Below are 22,895 nucleotides of genomic sequence, written 5' to 3'. Positions count from 1 at the left end.
GTCCCCGTGTCCTGGAGTTCCCATGAAGACCGTCTGGCTCAATAAAAACTTCGCCGTGATCCGCGAATACGCGGACGCCCTCCACCGCGCCGGTTACCGGGTCCTGGTCTCACACACCAACGCTGACAGTCCACAGTTGCAGGGAGCCGCTGAGCCGCACCTGGAACCCCGCGGCCTTACCGGGGACGCCTACATTCGCTGGGCGCTGGAATTTGCCCGCTCACACCGGGTGGATGTCTTCTGGCCTGGCAAGGAACTGCGCGTATTCGCCCGCGAGCGTGCCCGCTTCGAGGCAGCCGGCGTGACCCTCATCCTTCCGGCAGGCGAAGTTATCCTCGACCACCTGGACGACAAGGCGGCCTTTCTGGCAGGGTTGCCCGATTTTCTGCGTACCCCACCTTACGGCGTGGTGACTACCTGGGCCGACATGAGCGCCGCCTTCGACATCATCAGCGAGCAGGGCTGGACACCGTGCATCAAACCGGCCCGCGGTGTGTACGGTCACGGCTTTCGTGTCATCGTGCACGAGCGGCGCCTGGAGGACTTCCTGGCGGGTGACACCATCCGCATGACCCGTGACGAGGCGCGCGGACTGTTCGCTCCCCTCGCGTCCTTTTCGCCCATGCTGGTGATGGGCTGCCTGACGGGCGTGGAGCGCAGCATTGACGTGGTCAGCTGGCAGGGCCAATTGGGAGCGGCCATCATTCGCGCCAAACTGCCGGGCCTGCACGGTTCGCAACTGATCGAGCAGCGGCCCGATCTGGAGGAGCTGGTACGCCAGGCGGTCTCCCACTACGGTTTGTCCGGGGTGGTGAACGTGCAGTTCAAAGACGGTCCGGACGGCGCGCCCTACATTCTGGAAATCAACGCGCGGCCGTCGGGGGGCAGTCACATGAGCGCGCTGGCCGGGCCGGACCTGCCCGTGTGGGCGGTGCGCCTGGCGCTTGGTGAAGCGCAGGCGAGTGACGTGCCACCTCCCGCGTACGGCGCGCGCCTGCTGAATCTGCACGTCGCGCGGGTGATTCACGGCGCACCGGAATTGGCCGGGGTGCTTTCTTGACGACCACCCGTGCCCTCCCGGGGTGGCGCACGCACGAGTTGCCCAGCGGGATTCTCGCAATTCAGGCGCCCGACGATGCGCACGCGCTCTTCACGCTGGGCCTGCGGCAGAATCCGCGCCGAGGGTTTCTGTTCGTCAGCCGCGTGCTGGGCAAGCACCTGCCGGCCCGGCCGCGCGACATGAAGCGCAGTTACGACATCCTGGCGGGGCGGGTCGAACCGGGCGCGACGGTGTGGATCGGCATGGCCGAGACGGCCACCGCCCTGGGGCGCGGCGTCTTCGAAGCGTACGCCGCCCGAATCGGTACGCCGTGCCTGTTTGTCACGACTACCCGCTACCGGCAGCCAGGCGAGGCCCTGACCTTCGAGGAGCCGCACAGCCACGCGACCACCCAGTGGCTGCATGTGCCCCTCGACGAGCATAAACGCGCGCGCTTTCTCGGGGCACGCCATGTGGTGATCGTCGATGACGAGATCAGCACTGGCGTCACCGCCGTGAACCTCGTTCGCTGCCTCGCCGGTCGCCTGCCTGCTCTCGAACGCGTCACGGTCGTCAGCCTCCAGGACTTCGCGCCACAGGACGCCTACGCCGCCGCGCCCGTGCCCGTGCCCGTCGAGCGTCAGGCCCTCTTGCGGGGACAGGTGCGCTTCAAGCCGAATCCGGCCTGGCAGCCCCAATTGCCGCAGGTCACCGGTCATGGCGGGCACCACGCGCCCGCGAGCGGCGAGCGGCTCGGAGTGTGGCCGCAAGAAGGCCTGGAGGAGCCCCTCCTTGCCGTTCAACCCGGCGAGCGGGTGCTGGTGCTGGGCACGGGCGAGTTCATGAGCGCCGCCTACGCGCTGGCCCACTCCCTCGAACAGGCAGGCGCCGACGCGTGGGTGAAGGCCACGACGCGCAGCCCCATCGTGCCGTACGGGGAACTGCTGGAACGCGCCGAGTTCGAGGACAATTACGGCGAGGGCGTCACCAACTACCTGTACCGCAGCGAAGGCGAGCGTTACGACGCCGTGTTCGTCCTCACCGAACAGCCGGGCGTCCCGCGCGGCCTGCTGAGCACGCTGCGCCGCTGGTACGGCGGGAGGATCACGTGCGTCTGATCAGCTTCGTGGACCTCGACGACACGCTCTTCTCGACCCGGCGCAAGCTGCCCGCACACCTGCAGGACACCGAGCTCGAACACGTCAGCGTGAACACCCGAGGTGAAGCGCACGGTTTTCGCACCGCGAAGCAGGCCGCCCTGTTCACTCAGCTGTGCCGCCTGGGTCCGGTCATTCCGGTGACCGGGCGCTCGGCGCAGGCCTTTGCGCGCGTGCGTCTGCCCTTCTCGCACGCGCGGGTGCTCGATCACGGCGCGACCCTGCTGGCAGCAGACGGCGCTCCGGACGCCGTGTACGCCGCACAGACCGGCGAGCGGCTCGCGCAGCATGCCCGGGACTTTTCCACGCTCGCGCAAGACCTTTCCCGGCAGGTGAGACTGCACTTCCCGGGCTTGCAGGTGAGACTGCACGAAGTGCATGGGCAGCCGCTCTACCTGGTCGTGAAGCACCCGCAGCGCCAAATGGGCGCCCTCACCGAACTCGCCCACTCGTGGCAGGAGCAGCTGGGCAGCGATTCGCGCTGGCACCTCTTCAGCAACGACAGCACCCTCACGCTGATGCAGGCTTGCGTGTCCAAGCGGGGCGCCGTGCAGCACCTCCAGACGACCCTTGATCCCCGCGGTGAAGCGCTCACGCTGGGTTTCGGGGACACGCTGTCGGACGTGGGCTTCATGGCCGCGTGCGACATCGCCCTCACGCCGGGCCGTTCGCAGATCATGCGCGTGCTGGAGGCCATGCATCATGTCCACTCCTGAGTTCCTCACGGGCACACGGCTCGTGCGCAGCACCTACGCGCCGGAGGACGTCACGTACCTGCTGCGCGAAATCCAGGCGCAGTTCGTGAGCGTCGAGGAAAAGGAACGCCTGATTCAGTCCGGCGAGCGGCATTACGGTCAGCTGCTCAGTCCCGAGCAACCACCCCGGCCCGAATACCAGGCGCTGTTCGAGCGGGCCCTGCACGAGGGCGCACCGCAACTCGCGCGTCACGTCGCGGGGCTCGCGCGCGTCGTCCATGAAGAGGTCCGTATCCGGCGCCGCGTGAACTCTGCGATCGTGCTGGTCTCCCTGGCCCGCGGCGGCACACCCATCGGCGTGCTCGTCACCCGCGCCCTGCGATCTCTGTACGGCGAAGAGGTTCACCACTACGGCGTGTCGATCGTGCGCGACCACGGCATCGATGGGGTGGCGCTCGACTTCATTCGTGCCCGCCATACCGACGGCAGCGTGATCTTTCTCGACGGCTGGACCGGCAAGGGCGTCATCGCGGCCGAGTTGCGCCGCAGCGTGAAGACGTACAACGCCACGCGCGGCAGTGCGCTGCAGGGTGAGCTGTTCGTCGTGAGTGATCCGGGCGGCGCGGCGGCCCGGTGCGCCACCCGCCTCGACTACCTGGTTCCCAACGCCATGCTCGGCGCCACCGTCGCCGGGCTCGTCTCGCGGACGGTGCTGCCCGGACCTGCCGGAGATCTGCACGGCAGTGCGTTCCTGGCGCAACTGGCGGCGCACGATGTCACCCGGCACTTCGTGGACACCGTCAGCCTGCACTTTCCCGGTCAGGCACCCCCCGAAGGAAACCGGCTGTCCGGCCAGGACGTATACAAAGCGGCGCAGACATTTCTGCACGATGTCCAACACCACGCCGGTCCACGTCCGGTCAACCACGTCAAGCCCGGGGTAGGTGAAGCCACGCGGGTTTTGCTGCGCCGCGCTCCGGAAGTGCTGATTCTTCGTGACCCCCACGCACCCGAAGTGCAGCACCTGCTGAGCCTGGCGCAAGAGCGGCAGGTGCCGGTGCAGGTCTGGCCGGGAGTGATGCCGTACAGCGCCTGCGCCCTCATTCGCAGCGTCGAACCCGATCCCTGAAGGCAGAAAGGCACCGCATGAACAACATGGCATTACAACTGGGCGCGAGTCTGTACGTTCCAGCCGACCGCAGTGACCTCGCCGAGATCGGCAACGGTCGCAAGATCACGCAGGCCCGCTCGGTGATTCTGTGCACCGAGGACGCCGTGCGAGAAGAACACCTGCCGCGCGCCCTCGCCAACCTCGAACTGGCGCTGCTGGAATTCGCGCCCCGTCAGGGCGGGCGTCCGCTGCGCTTCGTGCGGCCCCGCAACCCGGGCGTACTCGCGCAGATCCTGCGCCTGTCCGGGGTGTTCAACCTCGATGGTTTCGTGCTGCCCAAAGTCACCGCCGACAACGCCCCGGAGTACTTCAGGCTGCTGGACGGCACGCCCTTTACCTCCATGGTCACGGTGGAAACCCGCGAAGCCTTCTCGAACAGCGAAATGGAGAAACTGCGGGACGTGATTCTGGAACACCGCGCGGACGTGCTGTCGATTCGCGTGGGAGGCAACGACCTGCTGAACATCCTGGGGATGCGCCGCACGCGTGGCGTCACGGCCTACGAAACACCGCTGCGCGCGGTGATCGACCGGCTGGTGAGTGTTTTTCGGCCTTTCGGCATGAACGTCAGTGCGCCCGTGTACGACTTCACCCAGGACTTTGAGACCCTGCGGCGTGAAGTGCGAGAGGACCTGCTGCACGGCACGTTTGGCAAGACGGCCATTCACCCCGACCAGATTCCGGTGATCGAGGCAGCGTACGCGGTCAGCCTGAGCGACGTGGAAGCCGCAGAAGCCATCCTCTCCCCCGACGCGCGGGCGGTCTTCCGGATGGGTGACATGATGTGCGAACCGGCCACGCACCGCCACTGGGCCCGGCAGGTGCTGGAACGCGCCCGGGTGTACGGTACCACCACGCCGGATTTTGCCGCGGCGAGCCTGCCTGAGTTCGCCCAATGACCGGACACTCAGTAGGCGGACCGCCTTCACCTGCCCTCCCCTGCCGGAATCCTTTTGGGCTGACACGTCGTATTCCGTCATGGTTGGGCGTTACACTCGGTCCAGTTCCCCGATACCGCTTCTGTGTTCGATGCACTAGGTTCGATGCACCCCGGGGCCGGTCACGGTCGTACTTACCAAAGGAGACACCATGAGCTTCTGGAATTCCCTCAAGAACAACGTCAGCAGCCTCTCGAGCAATTTGCAGACGCAGGTATCGAAATTCAAGAACAACGACTTCGCCAATGCCAGCATGGCCGTCTGCGCGCTGATCGCGGCCGCCGACGGCAGCATCGACCCGGCCGAGAAGCAGAAGACCGCCGGCTTCATCATGTCCAGCGACGTGCTGAAGGTGTTCAATGCAAGTGAACTGAAGCAGAAATTCGACGGGTACTGCCAGAAACTCGAGGCGGACATCGATTTCGGTCGTGTCGAAGTGATTCAGGCGATCTCCAAGCTGCGTGGCAAACCCGATCAGGCGCGCGCGGTCATTCAGGTGGGCGTGATCATCGGGGGTGCCGACGGTCATTTCGACGAACTGGAACGCAAAGCCCTGCGCGAAGCCTGCAACGCGGTGGGCATCAGCCCGAGCGAGTTCGACCTGTAAGCGCGGCGTGACGCCCACTGCGCGAGGTCAGCCATGACGCTCGAACCGCACGCGACCGTCCGCAAGGCGCGCAAGCTGCTCAACTTGTACCGCAACTCCAGCGGGGGCGAGCAGGCCAAAACGCGGGCGGTGCTGCGAGAGCTGCTGGAGAAACACGGTCTCACGCTCGCGGACCTCGAACCTCACCTGCCGCGCTCGACCGACGTGACAGGCGCCGAAGCGCACCGGGCAGCCGACACGCACCTGCTGGCCCTCAGCGTCGACGACGAGGAAACCGTGAGCGCCGCCCTGGCGGCTTTGGTTGATGAGCCGGATCTCAGCGAGGACGAACGCCGCCTGATCCTCTCCCGCTTGAGCATCTCGAAACTCGTCGAGGCACTCGCGCCCGGCTGGCTGCACGCGCTCGCCGACGATGAGGTCGAGGAAACCCACCTGCTGCAGGCGGCGCGTTCGATCTCAGAAGAGACCGTGCTGGCGGTGGGCGGAATGAGCATCAAGGACACCGTGCAAGGCGTCGTGACGCGCGAGGCCAGGCGCCTCGCGCGTCCCGAGCGGGTCTTGCGGGCGCAGGATCCGCTGCACGCCGTGTACCTCGCCGAGCTGTGCCGTCTGCTGGCGCGCATTCCCGCGCGCGTCGTACAGGAAAACGCGCAGTGGACCGTGCGGGCGCACATCAGCGCACACGAGCTGGGTCAGGTGCGCGCCCTCACCGACCGCGAGGCGCTGTCACGGGCGCTGGAACGCGCCGCGCGCGAAGCGGCCCAGGCGGCGTTCGGGCCGCGCTGAAGGAAGAAAAGAGCGCGCCCGGTGGGCCGCGCTCTTTTCTTCCTTCCGGTCAGCTTTCGAAGTCCTTGCGGGCCGGAGCGCTGACCGAAGTCGCCACTTCCCGCACGGTCTCTCCCTGCACACGGTCGAGGTACTTCTGCGCGCCGTCCACCTGCTCGGCCAGCACCCGGACGTTCTGCTGCATCGCGCTGAGCGCCTGGGTCTTGTACTCGCTGATGGCGTCCATGGTGGCGTACACGTTGTCAAAAGCCCGCTTGAGTGCCTCGACGTCCACGCTGGCGTCGGCGGCCTGCTGGTAGGTCTGGGCCGTCTGCTGGCGCAGCAGCGCCGAGGTGTTCTCGATCATCGAGGACGTCGTGGCGTTGAGGGCGCCGATCTGGTCGAGCACCAGCTTCTGCTGCCCCAGGGCCTGACTGACCATCACGGCGGTGCGCAGGGCGCTGATGGTGGTGGTCGTCGCGCGGTCGACGCCCTTGATGAGTTCGAGGTTGTTCTTGCGAATCAAGTCGAGCGCCAGGTAGCCCTGCACGCTGACGGCCAGCTGTGTCAGCAGATCCTGCACTTTCTGGCGCGCGGCGAAGAGCATCTCCTCGCGCACCACGCGCGCTTTTTCGGGATCAGAGGTGGCCAGCGAGTCCACGCGGGCACTCAGGGCCTCATCGAGCTTCTGCCCCACGTAGGCGTAGCCGCGCAGCTTTTGCATCAGGCTCCAGAGCGCCACTTTTTCCTGCTCGATGGCGATGTTGTCCTTGATCAGCTCGTCCTTGCCGCTGTACAGGCTGCTGATAATGGCGTTCAGGTGCTTTTGCGCGCTTTCGTACTTCAGGAAGTAATCGCGGACCTTGTTGCCCATGGGGAAAATGCCCAGCAGTTTCTTCGGCGTCAAACCGCGGTTCGGGTCGAGGTCCTCCACCACGCGCCGCAAATCGATCAGGCCCTTGGCGACGTGCCCGGTGCCGCCCTCGGTTCCTTCCTTGAGCGCCTGCACGGGTTTTTCCAGCAGGCGGTTGGAGGTAGCGGCCGCCTTGCGAATCTCTTCGGCACCCAGGTCGTGCACGGCCTGCACTTTCTGCCTGAACACCTCGGAGTGGGCATTCTCACGCAGCACCACTTCCAGAAACGACTGAATCTGTGCGTCGAGCTTGCGGATCTGCTCGGGCTGAAGTTCCACGATACCCGCGGTCTGCTGCGGCTGCACGCTTTCGGGCGCTTCGAGTTTTTCGAGGGTGACGGGGGGTTCGAGTTTCATGGCTTCTCCTGAGGATGTTGAGGTTCAGTACGCGTGGACTTGATACAGGCGCAGCAGGATCGCGACAAGAAGGATCAGTGACAAGAGCAGCAGAAGGTTTGGACTGATCGAGGACGTCTTGCCCCGCAGCGCGTCTCGCAAACGGAGTCCTGAGGGCACGACACTCAGTGCCAGGATCCAGAGCATCCACCACCAGGTCGAAGGCAACAGACCGAACGCGAAGATCAGCACAAATACCAGCGTCTGCAAGATTACGCTGATGGTCAGCAGCTTGACGGGTTGACTGACAGTGCTCATAGGTGCCTCGCTGGGGTCGGATGGATCGGGTGGCAGGGTAGAACGAGAGTTCATATCTCGTAGGGGCTCCTGAGGAGCTGAGGATGTTGAGATTCAGTACGCGCGACAGGCTGATAGCGTTGCAGGCTCAGATTCTTAAACGTCAAATTCGCGCCGGGCACTGCGGAACTTCTCGCGAATGAACTCGTGGTTGACCAGCAGGGCCTGCCCTTCGCTGAGGGCCGTCTGGTTCAGCAGGTCCTTGCTGGCCCGCCCGAGCGCGCTGAGTTCTTCCATCAAGAGGTCATACCCCGTCTTGCCAGGCACCAGGTGCAAGGTCATCGCCTGGCTGGGCGGCAGCAGCAGGTAGCCTTCTAGGGATTCGGGCAAGAACTCCAGGGCGATCCGGCGCGCGAGGTGGGCGTTTTCGTGCTCCACGCGCCCCAGGCGGATGAGGGTATCGACTTCCTCCAGGCGCTTCAGGATGGTGTGCGTGCGTTGCAGCACCGCCTCGGGCAGGCGGCCCGCATGACGGGCGATGATCTCTCCGGCGCGTGAACTGAGCGGCTCCGGGGAAGCAGAAGGGTCTGAGCGCACCGGGGTGGGTTTCGCGCGTGCGCCACGCGCCACCGGCACTTTTTCCTGCGTGGTGCTCAGGTCGGGCAGCCGCGTCGCGCTGGGCTCGCCGGGCAGCTCCCGCCTGCTTTCCTGCGAACTCGGACCCGAGCGCCTCAGACGGCGCACCTCGGCCTGCGAAGCGAGCAGCAGCACGGTCAGCACCGCGCAGGCCAGCAGCAGCGCCCCCACCAGCAGCCAGGGTGTGGCGGTCAGCACCGCGATCGCCACGGCCGCAATGACCAGCAGGGCGAGCAGGGCAGGAAGCGGTTTCATCCTGTCTCCAGCATAGCGGGTGACCGCTGCACGAGAACCCTGATTCCAGCCTGCCGTCCGAGAGACGGACGCTCAGCGCTGCTTCCCGTGTTGGGGCATGGCAGCCGGAACAAGGGCCGCGGTGTAACGGGCCTCCCGAGAGAATGTTCACAACACCGGAAGTCTTTTTTCTCGTCGCTTGCCTCAGCCCCGTCCGGTGAAGCTTGAGGTGTTGTCTCTCGAACTTCACCGGGAAGGAGCAGGGACCCTGGCCGTGGCGCTGAAATTGGCGATCTGGCGTAAAGCGTAGAGTCGCAGGCGATTTAACGGTTCGAGCAAATTAGCCGCATTTGCTGTAGCCGCAGGCCTGGCATTTCAGGCAGCCTTCTTCCTGGACGAGCGCGTTGGTATCGCACACGGGGCACTTCTGCCCTTTGGCCGCACTTTCCGCGCTAATTCCCTCGGCGTTCAGCAGGGGCACGTCGGGCAGCTCTCCGCTTCCTCCGGCGAGCGGCGGCAGACTCACCTCGCCGCTGCGAAAGGTCTCCAGCGCCACGGCGATCAGATCGGCCTTGGAGCCGACCAGACGGCCGTTGTAACTGCCATACAGTCCGCCGTTGATGCCACGCATGGTCTTGATGAGGGCTTCGGCAGGCACGCCGTACTGCAGGGCGATGCTGACCACCCGGCCCAGCGCTTCACTGTCGGCGTTGGCCTCGTCACCCGCGCGGCCCGAGATCACCATGACTTCCACCGGTTTGCCGTGCAGATGGTTGACGGTCACCAGAAAGCTGCGTCGGTGCCCGCTGGTGGGGTCGGTCAGTTTCACCATGTCGGTGATGCCGCTCAGACGGGCGGGACGCTCGTAGACGGGTTTGCCGGGTTTAAAGGCAGGAACTTGCGGTTTGGCGTCCATCCTGACCTCCGGTTTTGGTGTCTCACTGCCCGGCGTGCCGCCGGCTTCACCCATGACTTCGGCAGCAGCTTCCTCGGTGTGTTCGGCTTTTTTCTTGCTCTTGCTGGTCGAGAGCACCTGGAACTGGCGCGAGCCGTCACGATACACCGTGATGCCCTTGCAGCCGGTCCTGAAGGCCTCGTTGTAGGCGTCCTGAACATCCTGAACGGTGGCTTCGTTGGGCAGGTTGATGGTCTTGCTGAGGCTGTTGGCCGCGTATCCTTCGGCGTCGAAAGCCCGCTGCACCACGCCCTGCATGCGCACGTGATCGACCGGTTTGATGTCGTGCGCGCACACGAACACCGCGCGCAAAGCCTGCGGTATGAACTCCAGACCCTGCACCGAACCGTGGTTGCCGCTCACGGCGTCCGTGACCTTGTCCCAGTCCCACTTTTCTTCGCCGCGTTCGTCCTGGACCGCCATGTTGGCAGCGGGCGGGTAGGTTTCGAGCAGCTCCACGAACAGCGGGTGCAGCAGCGCGCGGTACTCGCTGCCGATCTTGCGCCAGATAAAGGGCGAGAAGACGGGTTCGATGCCGCTGGAAACACCCATCAGCATGCTGGTGGTGCCGGTGGGGGCGACGGTCAGCACGGCGACGTTGCGCCGTGGTGCGTGCGGAATCTTGCCCGCGTGACGCTCGTACACCGGGTACACGCCACGCTCGGTGCCCAGGCGCTCGCTTTCCTTGATCGCCTCGTCACGCAGGGTGCTCATGATTTCGTAGATGGCGTCGCGTCCCGCTTCGCTGTCGTAGCGCAAACCCATCTTGATAAGGCAGTCGGCAAGGCCCATCACCCCGAGGCCCAGGCGGCGCAGGTCGTGGCTGGCGTTCCTGTTGTCGTCGAGCGCGAAGACGTTCACGTCGAGCACATCGTCGAGGAAACGCACGGTGGTGCGCACGTCCTCGCGGAACTCGGCGAAATCAAAAGAGCTGCCCTTCACGTAAGCGGCCAGGTTGATGGCGCCGAGGTCGCAGGGCTCACCGACCGTCAGCGGAATCTCACCGCAGTTGTGGGCAATAATGCCGTTGGCGATCAGCGAATGCGTTTCATAGACGGTTGTGTCATATACGGGTTCGATACCATCAAGAACAATCTGAGCAATTGTTGTTTCAAAGGTTTCACGATTGCTCTTCCGCTTCTTGGCGGTAATGAACTCTTCAACCTTGCTTCTCTTAGCATTAGTCAGGAAGCCGATCTTGGACACGAAGAGATCGCGGTTGGCCTTGTCAATCAGAAGCTCATAATTGTCTTTGCAATCGTACTCAGCTAGACCGCCTCGGCCATCTGGAAGAGGTCGGAGGCTAGCACAGCGCCGATGACGGATCCGGCCTGCGATTCCAAAGTTGAGCAACAGCAGCTGAACGTCCTTGAGGAGCTTAAGCGAGGAGCTGGACAGACGAACGGTGCAACTTCCCTTGGGGTCGACCCGATTGACCGTTCCATCCGCAGTGAATAGTCCCTGTAGAAACCCAACCACGACTTCGCGTGGCGCCCGGAATATCGATTCTGGGACGCGCTTCTCGGTAGCCTTGGCAGGGTTGAGGCCAAGATAACGGAAGTAACCTGCTCCGACGGCCCCGCACTTGACCTGGTACGACGCATCATGCTGCTGCGTGTTGCCCTTGAACCAGCCCCGGAACTGCTCAACTAGCGGCGAGAGTTCCTCGTAGTCGGAATACGAAAAGCTGATCCCGATGCCATCGGCTCGCACATAACCATCACCGATGATTAAGCCTAGGATTTGGCCCAATTCCTTGCTCCAGCGCTGTGGCACGTCGGCAAACTTCGCCCGAACATCCTTGCGGCCACTACGCACTTCCGAGTGACCACTGCTGCCTGCCGTGGCAATGAATTCCTGCTGAGCAACGAGCACGGCTTCTCCAAACTCATACTGATCACTCCAGAGGCCCTCACCACTCTGCAGTAGAAGCGTTTCGCCTCGATTGAGATCTTTGAGTTCCACCCATCCGTTCGGGGTCAGGAACTGGTGGTTTGCGGTCGCGCGAACTTCGTAGCCATGCTCGGTGACGATCCGATATACCTCGGCAGACCGAGAGGTCATAAAGACCGGGATACCCGGACGAACAGTAACTCCTGTCCCCTGACCAACTGAGCGGAGGTCTGAAACGACCGCTAAATCCTCTTGTGTCTCGTACAGTTCGCCGATTCGCACCAGCCCACGGCCCGTTGCAATACGGGCATCCGCTGGAAAGCACGGGTTGGTGCTGCGGATCTGGTAGCGCGGACCGAGGTCTTTGAGGGCCGAAAGTTCGTTGATGCGGTCCACGAAGATCAGCCCGGGCTCACCGGTGCTCCAGGCGTGCTGAGCGATTTCGTTCCACAGCCATTGTGCCGGGAACGCCGTCTGACCCCCCTTGAGGGTGTAGAGGGGCACACCGCGCGCGCCGTCCTCGGCGCGTTCGGGCAATTCGGGCAGGGTACCGGTGAACTTGCCTCCCTGCGGAGCCAGGTAGTACTTTCCGGGCACTTCCTGTGCTTCGATGGGCCACAGGCCCCCGTCTTGCAGGACCTTCCAGAACTGATCATCGACCAGAATCGAGATATTGAAGGTGCTGATGTCCCCTTCGCTGGCTTCACGGTCAAGGTCCTTGGCGGTCAGGAAGTCGAGCACGTCCGGGTGCGCGATGGAGATGGTGGCCATCCCAGCGCCCCTGCGCGTTCCACCTTGCCTGACGACGCGCAGCACCGGCGAGTAGACGTAACGCAGGGTGTTGACGGGGCCGCTGTCCTCGCCGCCGCGGTTGGCCCACTCCAGAAAGTTGTCGAAGATTTCGACCAGAAAGCTGACCGGCCCGCTGCTGGTGCCGCCCGAACCCTTGATGGGCGCACCCTCGGGACGCATGGCGCTCAGGTCGATGCGGGGCTCCAGGCCAAACTTGGCGTTTTCCGCCACGGTCTGCGCGGCGTCTACGATGCCGCCCATGTCATCTTGCACGGTCAGTACACCTTCGGGCAGCTCACGTACGATGCTCACGCCGTTCTGGCGCGCGAGCGCCACCAGCTCGGCTGGAATGGCGGGGCCGTACACCACGCGCGTCCAGTTGCGCAGTGCGGTGGGTTGCTTCTCGCCGTCGGGCTGGGTGGGTGGGCGCATCATGCCTTCGATGAAATCGGTGACGTCACTGTGGCTTGCGCTCATGTAGGCCCAGCCGCGTACACCGGCGTCTGCGCGCGAGGTCTTGGCCCGAGGGCGGTACACGTCGAGGTTCACGCCGTTGCCGCCGCCGACCTTGGTGACCAGGGCAAGCTTCCTGGCGACTTCCATGACTCCCTCGAAGCTGCTGGGGTCGTGCTCGGTGGCGCCCTGCACGAAGCAGTTGAGGACGTTGCCGTGCTGGGTGCCGGCACCGGCCAGGACGCGCCCACCCGGACAGAATTTTTTGTCGGCCATCAGGTCGAAAAACGCCCGGGTCCAGCCTTCACGCACGTCGGACGTCTCCGCCGAGGCCACCCACTTCGCGATTCGGGAGAACATGCCGGCGAGGTCACCATCGCCTGTCTGCATGTATTGCCGCTTGGCAATGTGGTGGGCGTTCTCGTCGAAGTTGGCAAGAGTCTGGCGCGCAGGTGAGGTCGTCATGGGTGATTCTCCTGAAGGCAAAAAGGCGGGCCACACGGCGGGAAGCCGCGCGATGACGGGAAAGACCGGACTTCAGCCCGACAGGGCTCTGTGGTGGCTACTGTACAACATGTGGCATGTGAATCCAAGTCACATACATGATGTGTTCGTTGAGCAGTCTGTCATTTCCTTTATGAAGACCTGATGAAACCGGATGCCCGTATTAAAACACGCGTGGAGGAGGGGCGCAACCGGGGGAACAGGGCCGCTCTCCTCAACCGAGCGAGCTGAATCGCCAGACGGGCTGGGGCCCTGAACGTTGGTTCAGGGCCCCAGGCGGGTGCCTCGGGAAGCGGACCCGCTCAGGACGCGGCGAGAATGTCGTCGATCGTCTGCAGCTCCGCCGTGACAAGGGCCGTGCCGTTCAGCGCGCCGACCGCGTCCTCGACCTGACTGGGGCGGCTCGCGCCGATCAGCGCCGAGGTCACCTCTTCACGGCGCAGCACCCAGGCCAGTGCCAGCTGTGCGAGCGTCTGCCCGCGCTCCTGCGCCAGGGAGTTGAGCCGCGCGATCTGCGAAAGCTTCTCGTCCGTCAGCTGCTCGGGACGCAGAAAGCGGCTGCGCGCGGCGCGCGAATCCTCGGGAATGCCGCCGAGGTACTTGTCGGTCAGCATGCCCTGCGCCAGCGGCGAGAACACGATGCACCCCATCCCTTCTTCACGCACCGTGTCCAGCAGGCCCCCTTCGGGCGTGCGGTTGAACATGCTGTACGCCGGCTGGTGAATCAGGCAGGGCGTACCGAGCTCACGCAGCACCCGCGCGGCGTCCCGGGTCTGCTCGGGCGAGTAATTCGAGAGGCCGACGTAGAGCGCCCGGCCGCTGCGCACGATAAAGTCAAGCGCCCCCATGGTCTCCTCCAGCGGCGTCTCGGGGTCGGGACGGTGGTGGTAAAAGATGTCCACATACGCAAGCCCCATGCGCCTCAGGCTCTGGTCGAGACTTGCCACGAGGTACTTGCGCGAACCCCACTCGCCGTACGGTCCGGGCCACATGTCGTAGCCCGCCTTGCTGGAAATGATCAGCTCGTCGCGGTACGGCGCGAAATCCTGGCGCAGCAGCTGCCCGAAGGTCTCCTCGGCCGAGCCGGGAGGTGGGCCGTAGTTGTTGGCCAGATCGAAGTGCGTGATGCCCAGATCAAAGGCGCGTCGCAGCGTCTCGCGCCCGGTTTCCAGGCGGTCGACTCCACCAAAGTTGTGCCACAGCCCCAGCGAAAGAGCGGGAAGTTTCAGACCGCTGCGGCCCGCGCGGCGGTAGGTCATGGTGTCGTAACGGCTGTCAGAGGCTGTGTACATGAATTCTCCCTGGTTCGGCGGGCGTACCAAAGTGCACAGGGCGTTCGCCGCAGAGCACGCTCGTCTGAAAACGGTAACATGAAACGCCGTTCAAGACGGGCCCGGCGCTCAAGCGCGGGCACTGTTCCTGCTTCACGCTCCCTCTGGAGGCTCTATGCGCCTTTTCCTGCAAATTCTCGGTGGTGTACTGGGCCTGCTGCTGGCCGTACTCATCGCCGTGCTGCTGTTTGTCTTTGTCGTGACCCGCCCCAAAACCAGCGGCGTCAGCTCGGTCCGGGGCCTGTCGGGCGAGGTGACCATCACCCGTGACCGCTCGGGCATTCCTCATATCCACGCCCGGCAAAGCGACGCCGACGCATTTTACGCGCTGGGCTTCGTGCATGCCCAGGACCGGCTGTGGCAGATGGAGTTTCAGCGCCGCATCGCCCAGGGCCGTCTCAGCGAAGTGCTCGGCAGCGCGGCGTTGGAACAGGACAAGTTCCTGCGGACCTGGGGATTTTACCGCGCCGCCCAAAGCGCCCTTCCGGCCCTGAGCAGCCGGTCGCGCGGCCTCTTGAGCGCCTACACGGCAGGTGTCAACGCCGCCATCGGCGAAGACCGGCTGCCGCTGGAGTTCCGGCTGCTGCGCTTTCGCCCCGAGCCCTGGACGGACGTGGACTCGATCGCCTGGCAGAAGCTGATGGCCTTTGATCTGGGCGGCAACTGGCAGGAAGAACTCAGCGCCCAGCATGTCGCCGAGAAGCTCGGCCCGCAAGAGATTCCCACCTTGTTTCCCCCTTATCCTCACGATGGCCCGACCATCCTGAGTGAACGCGACCGGCCACAAAGTGGCCCGGCGCCGCAGAAGGGTGGGCGCACCGCTCTTTCTTCCCAGACCCGTGAAGCGCTCGCCGCCCAATTGCAGGTGGTCGCCAGCCTGGGGTTTTTCGGCGCGCCCGACAAGGGCAGCAACAACTGGGTGGTATCAGGCCGCTTCACCAGGAGCGGCAAACCGCTGCTGGCCGACGATCCGCACCTGTCGTTGCAGGCGCCGATGCTGTGGTATCTCGCCGAACTGCGCGGGCCGGGCCTGCACACCATCGGCGCCACCATTCCCGGCCTGCCGGGCGTGGTCATCGGGCGCAACGACCGGATTGCCTGGGGCGTCACCAACACCAATCCCGACGTACAGGACCTTTTCATCGAAGGAGAGGACGCCGAGCTCAGCGAGCGCCGGGAAGTCATCAAGGTCAAGGGGCAGCAGGACGTGGTCCTCACGGTCCTTGAGAGCCCCCGTGGCCCGATCATCAGCGGGGTCGGTGGGGTCAGGCGTGAACGGGTCGCGCTGAGCTGGACGGCGCTGCAAGAAGGCGACACCACCATGGACGCCTTTGTCGGCCTGAACTACGCGCGAAACTGGCAGGACTTCGTGACTTCCCTGCGCGCCTACGTGGCCCCCATGCAGAATTTCGTGTATGCCGATGTGGACGGCAACATCGGCTACTACGCGCCGGGGCGCGTCCCCCTGCGCGAGGGCTGGGACGGCCGCCAGCCCGTTCCCGCCGGTGGGCCTCAGCGCTGGCGTGGCTTTATTCCGTTCGAGGCGCTGCCGCACGTCTACAATCCCGCCAGCGGGATGATCGTGACGGCCAACAACAAGGTCACGCCGGACGGCGATCCCTACCCGCTCGCCGACCCTTCGAACTGGGCCGCCCCCTACCGGGCGCAGCGCATTCTGGAGCTGCTGAGAAGCAAACCCAAGCTGGACCTGCCTGACATGGCCGCCGTGCAGAACGACACCCTCAGCCTGCTGTGGCGAGACCTCAAGCCCGCGTTGCTCGCTACAGTTCCCAGCAACACTCCTTCCCGCCAGGCCCTGCAGATTCTGCGGGACTGGGACGGTCGGCACACACCGGATTCGGTGGCCAGCACCATCTTCGCCGCCTGGTATTCCCGGCTCGCCGCCATGCCCAATGACGATCTCGAACAAGACGGCTACTGGAACAACCCGGTGTTCATCGCGCAGCAGCTGCGCAGCGGGGGCAAGTACTGTGCCAACCGCGCACAGGAGATTCGCAGCTGCGCAGAATTGCTCAGCACCACCCTGGCCAGCAGCACCAAAGCCCTGTCGGAAGAGCTGGGAACGGACCTGGGGATGTGGCGCTGGGAACGCGTGCACCGCACTCGCAGCAACCACGGCGCCTTGGGCGGAGTAAAGCCGCTCGGCTGGATCTGGAACCGTTCGGTCAGCGCTCCTGGAGGGCTCTTCACCGTCAACGTGGGCGGCTACGACCTTGCGAGCCTGCGTCAGACGCACGGCGCATCCTACCGCCAGCTGATCGACCTCGCCGAACCTGACAACAGCCGTTTCGTCGGCAGCCTGGGGCAGGCGGGCAATCCGATGAGCCCCCATTATGCCGATCAGCAGGAGTTGTGGCGCAGCGGAGCGTACCTGCCGATGAGCACCAGGCCACAGGACTGGGGGGCCATCCGCGTCCTGACCCTGACACCACGGCGCTGAGGCGCCTCAGGCCCACAGGCGCAAGGTCCGCTCGATCAGTTCGAGGTCACGCCGCACGGCAGCCCGACCGTGCGGCGTGACCTCGGTCAGGCGGGCATGCTGCGCGCGAAGCTGCGCGAGCAGCAACGGGTCCTGGCGCCGCAACAGGTGAGGTCCCCACGCCTGGGCCACGTCCTCGGGCAGGCCCTGGTACGCCGGGTCACTGCCGGACGAGCGCTCCAACTTCAGCACCGTGTAAGTCCAGAATCCCGGCGCGAGCCGTTCATCGGTCAGGTGGTAACCGTGCGACGACGCCCAGGCGCGCAACTGCCCCGTGGTGTCGTTGGGCTGCAGCACGAGTTGTGCGGGGAGCGCGCTGCCCGCACGGTTCAGGATGCCCAGAATGGTGCGGGCACCCAGACCGGTCAGGCTGGCACTGTGCACCTCCTGCGGGAAAATGGGGGAAAAGCCGTCTCCCAGGCGCACCTCGATTCGTTCGGTCAGCCCTGCACGCCGGACTTCACGCCGCGCGACCTCGCACGGCCCGGCAGTTTTTTCGACGATCAGGCACGCCCGCACGTCCCCACGCCGGACGAGCGCGATGGGCAGGCGGGCGTGGTCGCTGCCGATGTCGGCATGTACGGCCCCGCCCGGCGCCGCGATCAGGCCGAACGCAGCTTCGAGGCGCGCGTCAAGCACGGGACTCAAGCGGGCCGGACCTCGTCGCCCAGGCGAATACGGCCACCCTCCAGAACGCGGGCCGTGATGCCGCCGTGTCCGCGCACTGCGTTGTATCCTCCCTCGCCGAGGTTTTCCTCCATCCGCGAGCAGGGATGACACCCGCCGGTGCCTTCCAGCAGCACCTCCCCGACCCGGAAGCGGGCGTCCCTGAAGGCCAGCAGGTTGATGCCCGAAACGACCAGATTGCGCCGCAACTGCTCGGGCATGACGCTCTCCACTCCAGCCAGGGCGGCAATGACGGGAAGATGCTCGGCCTGAATCAGGGTGACCTGCCTTTTTCCCTGCCCGCCGGTCCCGTTCGCCGGAGCGCGCGCCTGAAGCTTATCGGCTTCGGTCGGTCCCGCCGACAGCGCCCGCAGGCGTGGCGGCATCAGCCGTCCGTGATCGCCGACGAGCCCCAGGCCGACCATCACCTCCACCTCAGAAACGCCCACGACGGGCGCGCGACGGGCAGTGCGCAATCCGATCCAGTCCAGCCGACCGGAACGGGGCAGGGTGGCGAGCAGTTCGGCCATCGTTTTCACGCCTTCAGGCTAGCGCGCTTGAGACGCGTGGGTTGCGCGCCTACAATGGCCCCTGTGAACACGCTCAGCGCTTCCTATCGACGCCGCCGCAAACGGGTCGGTTAGGCGTGCTGTAGCCAACCCACCCCACGCGGCGTGCCCACTTCGGCACGCGTTTTTTTTCGCCCTTGCCCTTTTGGAGAATTCATGACCACTTCCAGCCTTGATGTAAACCAGCAACTCGATCTCCTGAAGCGCGGCGCCGTTGACCTCATCAACGAGGCCGACCTGACAACCAAGCTGCAAAGCGGGCGCCAGTTGCGCGTCAAGCTCGGGGCCGACCCGACCCGGCCCGATTTGCATCTCGGGCACGCGGTGGTGCTGCGCAAGATGCGCCAGTTTCAGGACCTCGGGCACAAAGTGATCATGCTGATCGGTGACTTCACCGCGATGATCGGCGATCCCAGCGGCAAGAGCAAGACGCGCCCGCCCCTGACCCTCGAGGAGACGCGCGCCAACGCCCAGAGCTACCTGGAGCAGTGCGCGCTGGTGCTCGACATGAATCCTGAGCTACTGGAAATCCGCTACAACGGCGAGTGGCTCGAACCGATGGGCTACGAGGACGTGATCCGCCTCGCTTCGCGCTACACCGTGGCGCGCATTCTGGAACGCGACGACTTCACCAAGCGGCTGCAGGGGGGCACGCCCATCAGTCTGCACGAACTGCTCTACCCGCTGACGCAGGCCTACGATTCGGTGGCGTTGCAGGCTGACGTGGAACTCGGCGGCACCGACCAGCTGTTCAATCTGCTGGTGGGGCGCGACATTCAGCGCGATTACGGCCAGGATGCGCAGGTGGTGCTGACCACACCGCTGCTCGTGGGCCTCGACGGGGTCGAGAAGATGTCCAAGAGCCTCGACAACTACATCGGCCTGACCGACCCACCCGAGATCATGTTCGCCAAGCTGATGAAAGTACCCGATGCCCTGCTGGAAAACTACTTTACCCTGCTGACCGACCTGTCCACGGCGCGCATCGCCGATCTGCTCGCCGGTCACCCGGTGGCGGCGCACCGTGAACTGGCCCGCGCGGTCACGGGCTGGCTGCACCCCTCAGCGGACCTGGAAGCGGCCGAGGAGCGCTTCCGGGCGGTGGCGAGAGGCGTGATCCCTGCTGACCTGCCCAGGGTGCTTGTCGAGGCTTCTGAGCTCAATGAAGCAGGTCAGGTTGCGGTGGCCCGCTTGACGGTGCTGGCAGGACTCGCCACGTCGAACGGTGAGGCCCGCCGGCTCATCCAGGGCCGGGGACTGAAACTCGACGGAGAAGTGCTGACCGATCCACAGGCCCTGGTGTCACTGGGCGACGGGTTGGTCCTCCAAAAAGGCAAGGACAAATTCGCCCGGATCGAAATGGCCTGAAGCGTGTCCAGGAGCGGCCTTTTTGGCCGATTCAGAAATATCCGCTCCACAACGTTATGCACAGGCAACGCACGTTATCCACAGCGTCCCTGTGGATAAAATTCGCGCGTTGTGGATATGTGTATACGTTAAAGATGCAATAAAGAGAGGGCCACTTTGAAAGTGGCCCTCTCTTTATTGCTGTGCGGCAGCGACCAGCAAGCCATCAGGCTTTCTGCAGTCGCTCCACCCGGATCATGTTGGTGGTACCGCGCACCCCGAACGGCACACCCGCCGTGATCACGAAACGGTCGCCTGCGTCGGCCACGCGCGAACGGCGCAGCTCGTCGGTGGCGATGCGCACCATGTCGTCGGTGTTGCCGGGATCCTCGGCCTGTACGGGTACGATGCCCCAGGTCAGCGCCAGCTGGTTGCGGGTGCGCTCGTTGGGCGTGAGGGCCAGAATCGCCACCCGCGGGCGGTTGCGTGCCACCCGCATCGCCGAGCCGCCGGTGAGCGTGAAAGTGGTGATCGCGCTGGCGTTCAGCGTCTCGGCGATGTCGCAGGCCGCGTCCGCGATCGAGTCGGTGGCGAGTTCGGTATCGATGGAGCGCGCCTGCGACAGGCGGTAAAGGTCCGAGGCCTCGGCTTCGCGCGCAATGTGGTCCATCATGGCCACGCTCTCGACCGGGTAGAGGCCCGCAGCGCTCTCGGCCGAGAGCATTACCGCGTCGGTGCCGTCGAAAATCGCGTTGGCCACGTCACTCGCCTCGGCGCGGGTCGGGCGCGGCAGGTTGATCATGCTTTCAAGCATCTGGGTCGCGGTGATGACCGGCTTGGCCGCTTCACGGCAGGCACGGATCAGCTTTTTCTGAATGACCGGCACCTGCTCGGGACGCATCTCGACGCCCAGGTCACCGCGCGCCACCATGATGCCGTCGGCTTCGCGCAAAATGTCCTCGAAGCGCTCTACGGCCTGGGGCTTCTCGATTTTGGCCATCAGCTTGGCGCGTGAGCCAAAACGCGCCAGGTAGTGCCTGGCGAGCAGCATGTCGTCGCGCGAGCGGACGAACGACAGCGCCACCCAATCGACGCCCAGCTGCGCGCCAAACTCCATGTCCTCGACGTCCTTGTCGCTCATGGCGGGCACGCTGAGGTCGGCCTCGGGCACGTTGATGCCCTTGTTGTTCTTGAGGACGCCGCCGATGGCGACGCTCGTCTCGACGTCCGAACCACGCACACCCTCGACGCGCAACGCCATGTTGCCGTCGTCGAGCAGCAAGGTCATGCCGGGCCGTACGTCCTCGGCCAGACCCTTGTAGGTACTGCCCACGCGCTGCTGGTCGCCTTCGATGTCGTCCATCGTGATGATGAACTTCTGACCGGCTTCCAGCGTCACCCGACCTTCCTTGAAGCGTCCCACCCGAATCTTGGGGCCCTGGAGGTCTTGCAGGATTCCAATCGTCACGCCTTTTTTCCGGGCAATCGAACGGACGAGTTCGTAGGTTTCACGGTGATCTTCGCGCTCGCCGTGCGAGAAGTTCATGCGCACGACGTTCATTCCCGCGTCGATCATGCGCTCCAGCGTCTGGGCGTCACGGCTGGCGGGTCCCACCGTCGCGACGATTTTGGTGGCTCGATCAAAGTGTTTCATGAATTCCTTTGTGTAGGGCAGGAGCGGCGCCGAGAAGGCTGTGGGCGACGAGCCGTTCGCATCTCGCTTGCTCGGCAGGAGCTTTCGCGTTCCAGGCCAGGAGCGAACAGCCCACGCTCGCCGTTACTTGTTGAGCGCCCCACGGCCCAGAAAGACCGCTTCCCGGCCCAGCTGGTGTTCGATGCGCAGCAGTTGGTTGTACTTGGCGATGCGATCAGAACGGCTGGCGCTGCCGGTCTTGATCTGACCGGCATTGGTGGCCACCGCCAGGTCGGCAATGAAGGCGTCTTCACTTTCGCCGCTGCGGTGCGAGATCACTGCGGTATAGCGGCTGCGTTTGGCGAGTTCGATGGCGTCCATCGCCTCGGTGAGGGTACCGATCTGGTTGACCTTCACCAGAATCGAGTTGCCCACCCCACTCTGAATGCCACGGCCCAGCCGCTCGACATTGGTCACGAAGAGGTCATCGCCGACCAGTTGCACGCGGTCACCCATGGTCTGCGTGAGCAGTGCCCAGCCGTCCCAGTCGTCTTCGGCCAGACCATCCTCGATGGAGACGATGGGGTAGCGCGAGGCCCAGTCGGCCCAGAAATCCACCATCTCCTCGCTGGAGAGCACCCGGCCCTCTCCTTCCAGATGGTACTGACCGTCTTTGAACAACTCGGTCACCGCCGGGTCAAGGGCAATGGCGATGTCCTTGCCAGGCTCGTAACCGGCCTTCTCGATGGCTTCCAGCAGTACCTCCAGGGCTTCCTCGTTGCTGCCCAGGTCCGGTGCGAATCCGCCCTCGTCGCCGACGTTGGTGTTGTAGCCACGGGCGCTGAGGACTTTCTTGAGCTGGTGAAAGGTCTCGGCGCCGTAGCGCAGCGCTTCGCGGAAGGTGGGCGCGCCCACCGGCATCACCATGAACTCCTGAAAGTCAACGTTGTTGTCGGCATGCGCGCCGCCGTTGATGACGTTCATCATTGGGGTGGGCAGCGTCTTGGCGTTGTTACCGCCCAGGTAGCGGTAGAGCGGCACACCGAGCGCTTCGCTGGCCGCGCGCGCGCTCGCCAGGCTGACGGCCAGAATGGCGTTGCCCCCCAAAGTGCTTTTGTTGGGCGTGCCGTCGAGTTCGAGCATCGCGCGGTCGATGGCCGTCTGCTCCGTCGCGTCAAAGCCAGTGAGGGCCGGGCCAATAACGCGTTCAACGTTCTCGACGGCTTTCAATACCCCTTTGCCGAGGTAACGCTCTCCCCCGTCACGCAGTTCGTTGGCCTCATGCGAACCGGTCGAGGCCCCGGAGGGAACGATGGCGCGTCCCAGGAAACCGCTCTCCAGGTGAACTTCGGCTTCCACCGTCGGGTTGCCACGCGAATCGAGCACTTCACGGGCCATAATGCGTTCAATTTTCATGCGTTCCTCCCAAACTTCCTTATGGAAGTGTACCCGGGACACTATATC

18 protein-coding genes are annotated in these 22,895 nt (G+C 64.7%); 9 read left to right on the top strand and 9 right to left on the bottom strand.

The annotated features are described in order from the left end of the window. Positions 1-22 precede the first annotated feature (22 nt). The 7 genes from DEIPE_RS09575 to DEIPE_RS09545 all read left to right on the top strand — a co-directional run bounded on the left by DEIPE_RS09575 (position 23) and on the right by DEIPE_RS09545 (position 6,393). The gene (locus DEIPE_RS09575) at positions 23-1,060 is read left to right on the top strand and encodes an ATP-grasp domain-containing protein (protein ID WP_015235767.1); all 1,038 of its coding nucleotides are present in this window, start codon (positions 23-25) and stop codon (positions 1,058-1,060) included. Beyond that, positions 1,057-2,157 carry a phosphoribosyltransferase domain-containing protein gene (locus tag DEIPE_RS09570; RefSeq protein ID WP_015235766.1) on the top strand — a complete coding sequence of 367 codons (1,101 nt, stop codon included), beginning with the start codon at positions 1,057-1,059 and terminating at the stop codon, positions 2,155-2,157. The genes DEIPE_RS09575 and DEIPE_RS09570 overlap by 4 nt, the downstream gene beginning before the upstream one ends. Further along, positions 2,148-2,912: an HAD family hydrolase gene (locus DEIPE_RS09565; RefSeq protein WP_015235765.1), complete on the top strand. Its 765-nt coding sequence runs from the start codon at positions 2,148-2,150 to the stop codon at positions 2,910-2,912. The genes DEIPE_RS09570 and DEIPE_RS09565 overlap by 10 nt, the downstream gene beginning before the upstream one ends. After that, positions 2,899-4,020, top strand: coding sequence for a cysteine protease StiP family protein (locus DEIPE_RS09560; RefSeq protein WP_015235764.1), 1,122 nt, complete (start codon positions 2,899-2,901; stop codon positions 4,018-4,020). The genes DEIPE_RS09565 and DEIPE_RS09560 overlap by 14 nt, the downstream gene beginning before the upstream one ends. 26 nt (positions 4,021-4,046) lie before the next feature. After that, on the top strand, positions 4,047-4,961 hold the full coding sequence (locus DEIPE_RS09555; protein ID WP_245557522.1) for an HpcH/HpaI aldolase/citrate lyase family protein: 915 nt from the start codon (positions 4,047-4,049) through the stop codon (positions 4,959-4,961). 190 nt (positions 4,962-5,151) lie between these two features. Continuing rightward, a complete protein-coding gene (locus DEIPE_RS09550) occupies positions 5,152-5,607 on the top strand; it encodes a tellurite resistance TerB family protein (RefSeq protein WP_015235762.1) in 456 nt (151 codons plus the stop codon). A gap of 33 nt (positions 5,608-5,640) precedes the next feature. Next, on the top strand, positions 5,641-6,393 hold the full coding sequence (locus tag DEIPE_RS09545; protein ID WP_015235761.1) for a hypothetical protein: 753 nt from the start codon (positions 5,641-5,643) through the stop codon (positions 6,391-6,393). Between the two features lie 49 nt (positions 6,394-6,442). Here DEIPE_RS09545 and DEIPE_RS09540 read toward each other — a convergent pair whose 3' ends face one another. The 5 genes from DEIPE_RS09540 to mgrA all read right to left on the bottom strand — a co-directional run bounded on the left by DEIPE_RS09540 (position 6,443) and on the right by mgrA (position 14,677). After that, the gene (locus DEIPE_RS09540) at positions 6,443-7,642 is read right to left on the bottom strand and encodes a toxic anion resistance protein (protein ID WP_015235760.1); all 1,200 of its coding nucleotides are present in this window, start codon (positions 7,640-7,642) and stop codon (positions 6,443-6,445) included. 24 nt (positions 7,643-7,666) lie between these two features. Further along, complete coding sequence (locus DEIPE_RS09535; RefSeq protein WP_157448826.1) at positions 7,667-7,993, bottom strand: hypothetical protein; 327 nt, start codon at positions 7,991-7,993, stop codon at positions 7,667-7,669. Positions 7,994-8,074: 81 nt separating this feature from the next. Then, a complete protein-coding gene (locus tag DEIPE_RS22185; RefSeq protein ID WP_015235758.1) occupies positions 8,075-8,809 on the bottom strand; it encodes a hypothetical protein in 735 nt (244 codons plus the stop codon). A 319-nt stretch (positions 8,810-9,128) separates the two neighbouring features. After that, positions 9,129-13,346 (bottom strand): intein-containing adenosylcobalamin-dependent ribonucleoside-diphosphate reductase, encoded by a 4,218-nt coding sequence (locus tag DEIPE_RS09525; RefSeq protein ID WP_015235757.1) that lies wholly within the window; start codon positions 13,344-13,346, stop codon positions 9,129-9,131. A 341-nt stretch (positions 13,347-13,687) separates the two neighbouring features. Then, positions 13,688-14,677, bottom strand: coding sequence for an L-glyceraldehyde 3-phosphate reductase (gene mgrA, locus DEIPE_RS09520; protein WP_015235756.1), 990 nt, complete (start codon positions 14,675-14,677; stop codon positions 13,688-13,690). A gap of 154 nt (positions 14,678-14,831) precedes the next feature. On the opposite strand from mgrA, the gene DEIPE_RS09515 reads away from it, so the two are divergent. Next, positions 14,832-17,177 (top strand): penicillin acylase family protein, encoded by a 2,346-nt coding sequence (locus DEIPE_RS09515; protein ID WP_015235755.1) that lies wholly within the window; start codon positions 14,832-14,834, stop codon positions 17,175-17,177. A gap of 6 nt (positions 17,178-17,183) precedes the next feature. Here DEIPE_RS09515 and DEIPE_RS09510 read toward each other — a convergent pair whose 3' ends face one another. Continuing rightward, positions 17,184-17,864: a tRNA (adenine(22)-N(1))-methyltransferase TrmK gene (locus DEIPE_RS09510; protein ID WP_015235754.1), complete on the bottom strand. Its 681-nt coding sequence runs from the start codon at positions 17,862-17,864 to the stop codon at positions 17,184-17,186. Continuing rightward, positions 17,861-18,421, bottom strand: coding sequence for an MOSC domain-containing protein (locus DEIPE_RS09505; RefSeq protein WP_015235753.1), 561 nt, complete (start codon positions 18,419-18,421; stop codon positions 17,861-17,863). The genes DEIPE_RS09510 and DEIPE_RS09505 overlap by 4 nt, the downstream gene beginning before the upstream one ends. A gap of 186 nt (positions 18,422-18,607) precedes the next feature. On the opposite strand from DEIPE_RS09505, the gene tyrS reads away from it, so the two are divergent. After that, positions 18,608-19,819 (top strand): tyrosine--tRNA ligase, encoded by a 1,212-nt coding sequence (gene tyrS / locus DEIPE_RS09500; protein ID WP_015235752.1) that lies wholly within the window; start codon positions 18,608-18,610, stop codon positions 19,817-19,819. 205 nt (positions 19,820-20,024) lie between these two features. Here the strand turns inward: tyrS and pyk are convergent, their stop codons facing one another. Together pyk and eno are read right to left on the bottom strand one after the other, a co-directional pair. Continuing rightward, a complete protein-coding gene (gene pyk, locus DEIPE_RS09495) occupies positions 20,025-21,452 on the bottom strand; it encodes a pyruvate kinase (RefSeq protein ID WP_015235751.1) in 1,428 nt (475 codons plus the stop codon). A 123-nt stretch (positions 21,453-21,575) separates the two neighbouring features. Beyond that, the gene (gene eno / locus DEIPE_RS09490) at positions 21,576-22,847 is read right to left on the bottom strand and encodes a phosphopyruvate hydratase (RefSeq protein ID WP_015235750.1); all 1,272 of its coding nucleotides are present in this window, start codon (positions 22,845-22,847) and stop codon (positions 21,576-21,578) included. Between the last annotated feature and the right edge of the window lie 48 nt (positions 22,848-22,895).

The organism is Deinococcus peraridilitoris DSM 19664, from assembly GCF_000317835.1.
Classification (GTDB): Bacteria; Deinococcota; Deinococci; order Deinococcales; family Deinococcaceae; genus Deinococcus_A; species Deinococcus_A peraridilitoris.
Note: the sequence above shows the minus strand (reverse complement) of the source record. Positions and strands in the feature narration are given on the sequence as shown.

Bases quoted from the DNA above. Each gene is read 5' to 3' on its own strand.
- DEIPE_RS09575 (WP_015235767.1), top strand. From the start codon at position 23: ATGAAGACCGTCTGGCTCAATAAAAACTTCGCCGTGATCCGCGAATAC.
- DEIPE_RS09560 (WP_015235764.1), top strand. From the start codon at position 2,899: ATGTCCACTCCTGAGTTCCTCACGGGCACACGGCTCGTGCGCAGCACC.
- DEIPE_RS09555 (WP_245557522.1), top strand. From the start codon at position 4,047: ATGGCATTACAACTGGGCGCGAGTCTGTACGTTCCAGCCGACCGCAGT.
- DEIPE_RS09550 (WP_015235762.1), top strand. From the start codon at position 5,152: ATGAGCTTCTGGAATTCCCTCAAGAACAACGTCAGCAGCCTCTCGAGC.
- DEIPE_RS09545 (WP_015235761.1), top strand. From the start codon at position 5,641: ATGACGCTCGAACCGCACGCGACCGTCCGCAAGGCGCGCAAGCTGCTC.
- DEIPE_RS09540 (WP_015235760.1), bottom strand. From the start codon at position 7,642: ATGAAACTCGAACCCCCCGTCACCCTCGAAAAACTCGAAGCGCCCGAA.
- DEIPE_RS09535 (WP_157448826.1), bottom strand. From the start codon at position 7,993: ATGAACTCTCGTTCTACCCTGCCACCCGATCCATCCGACCCCAGCGAG.
- DEIPE_RS22185 (WP_015235758.1), bottom strand. From the start codon at position 8,809: ATGAAACCGCTTCCTGCCCTGCTCGCCCTGCTGGTCATTGCGGCCGTG.
- DEIPE_RS09525 (WP_015235757.1), bottom strand. From the start codon at position 13,346: ATGACGACCTCACCTGCGCGCCAGACTCTTGCCAACTTCGACGAGAAC.
- mgrA (WP_015235756.1), bottom strand. From the start codon at position 14,677: ATGTACACAGCCTCTGACAGCCGTTACGACACCATGACCTACCGCCGC.
- DEIPE_RS09515 (WP_015235755.1), top strand. From the start codon at position 14,832: ATGCGCCTTTTCCTGCAAATTCTCGGTGGTGTACTGGGCCTGCTGCTG.
- tyrS (WP_015235752.1), top strand. From the start codon at position 18,608: ATGACCACTTCCAGCCTTGATGTAAACCAGCAACTCGATCTCCTGAAG.
- pyk (WP_015235751.1), bottom strand. From the start codon at position 21,452: ATGAAACACTTTGATCGAGCCACCAAAATCGTCGCGACGGTGGGACCC.
- eno (WP_015235750.1), bottom strand. From the start codon at position 22,847: ATGAAAATTGAACGCATTATGGCCCGTGAAGTGCTCGATTCGCGTGGC.